This window comes from Actinoplanes sp. M2I2, assembly GCF_023544445.1.
Classification (GTDB): Bacteria; Actinomycetota; Actinomycetes; order Mycobacteriales; family Micromonosporaceae; genus Actinoplanes.
In genome coordinates, this window is the sequence record NZ_JALPVJ010000056.1 from 1 (window position 1) to 1,956 (window position 1,956).

A 1,956-nucleotide genomic window follows, 5' to 3' on the forward strand; every position below is an offset into this window, starting at 1 on the left:
TTCAGTGCGCTTTAGCAAGCACATGATCGATAGTCCTGCCTTGCGGTGGGACGGTCCCGGTCTGACCCGCTGATGCGGTGCCGGGTTCACGCTTCACGGCCACCTGCCCGCGGACGCGGGTCTTCTGGTCGGCTCCACGTGCTGCCACCGGGCCACTCCCGGCGGTGTCGAAATCAGCCGCGAGGGCAGCCAGGTTGAGTGAGGCGTTGTGGTCGCGGTCGATGACCAGACCACACGCCTGACAGGTGTAGGTGCGTTCGGACAGGGCCAGCTTGGTTTTCACCGTGCCGCAGCCCGAGCAAGTTTTCGAGGACGGATACCAGCGGTCGGCAACGAGCAGCCGACCACCGTTCCAAGCAGTCTTGTAGGCCAGTTGCCGGCGGATCTCCGCGAACCCGGCGTCGGCGATGTGCCGGGCCAGTTTCCGGTTGGCGAGCATGCCGGTGACGTTGAGGTCTTCGATCACGACCGTGCCGTGCGTGGTCGCGAGCCGGGTGGTGAGCTTGTGCAGGCCGTCGCGGCGCAGGTTCGCCACTCGGGCGTGCGCGCGGCTGAGCCGGGCTGCGGCGCGCTCCCAGCGCTTCGAGGCGCGTCGGCCGGTACGCCGATCTGGGCTGGTCTTACGTGACAGCGCCCGGCCAAGCGAGCGCATCCGCTGCTGCGCGGTCACCAGGTGACGCGGGTTGTCGATCAGCTCGCCGGTGGACAGCACCGCGAGGTGCTTGATCCCGACGTCGACACCCACCGTGCTGCCGGGCCGGGCCAGGACGCGTTCGGCGCGTTCGATTTCGACGGTGAACGACACATGCCAGCGTCCGCCGTCACGCCGCACCATCGCGGACCTGATCCGGGCCGTACCGTTGTCCAGGCGGCGGGCCAGCTTGCGGGCCGACTCGTGCAGCTTCAACCGGCCCAGCCGGGGAAGCACGACGTGCATCCGGTCGGGCTCGACCCGGACAGCGCCGGTCGTGAACCGCACCGACGGTGTGGTGCGGCGGCGGGACTTGAACCGCGGGAAGCCGACCGGCCTGCCCGCGCGTTTTCCGGCACGGGATTCGGTCCAGTTCTTCAGCCCGCGGGCGAGCGCATCGAGGCCGGTGTTGAACGCCTCCTTGGAAACCTCCGGCCACCACGGCGCCACCTCGGGCTTCGCGGCGTTCCATGCCTTACGCAGCCCGGCCAGCGACCAGGACAGCGACGGCGTCAACTGTTCGTCCGGCACACCGTAGGAACGCTCGGCCGCCCGCTGGTCCATCAATGCCTTGACCTTCGCGAGTGCCCAGTTGTGCGCGACCCGGGCCGCCCCCGCGTGCGCGAGCACGTCGCGTTCCTGACCGGGACTGAGGTCGAGGGCGAACCGGTACGCCTGGATCGTCTTCACGCCGGATCCTCGGTGGCGGCTTCGACCGCGCGGCGGGCACGGTTCGCGCCAGCGCGAGGACCGTACAGCCGGGCACACAGACTGGTGAGGATCTCGGTCACGTCGCGGACCAGGTCGTCATCGACCTCGGCCGGGTCGACCACCAGCAGGCGGCGGCCCTGCGCGGTCAGCGCCGCTTCGACGTACTCGGCGCCGAAGCGGGCGAACCGGTCCCGGTGCTCGACCACGATCGTCGACACGGCCGGGTCACGCAGCAGGGCGAGGAACTTCTTCCGGTGCCCGTTCAACGCGGAACCGACTTCGGTGACCACCCGGTCAACGCCGAGCTTCTGACTGGTGGCCCACACGGTCACCCGGGCGACCTGCCGTTCCAGATCCGGCTTCTGATCGGCCGACGACACCCGGGCGTACACCACGGTCTGCCGGGCTACGGCCGACGTTCCGGTAACCGGCTCGCCGACCATGATGAGGCGGCCGATCCGGTAGGTGGGAACGGGCAGCGTCCCGGCCGCGTACTGCCGCCGAGCGGTGATGTACGCGATGCCGGTCGACGCCGCCCATTCCTTGAGGTTCAC

Annotated in this window: 2 protein-coding genes; both read right to left on the reverse strand. The window is 69.5% G+C overall.

Features of this window, described 5'->3' with window-relative positions:
• Nucleotide 1 precedes the first annotated feature (1 nt).
• Complete coding sequence (tnpB, locus tag HJC40_RS44935; RefSeq protein WP_308201018.1) at nt 2-1,381, reverse strand: IS607 family element RNA-guided endonuclease TnpB; 1,380 nt, start codon at nt 1,379-1,381, stop codon at nt 2-4.
• Nucleotides 1,378-1,956, reverse strand: a complete 579-nt coding sequence (locus HJC40_RS44940) for an IS607 family transposase (protein WP_250010003.1) — start codon at nt 1,954-1,956, stop codon at nt 1,378-1,380. Before HJC40_RS44940 ends, tnpB begins: the two co-directional genes overlap by 4 nt.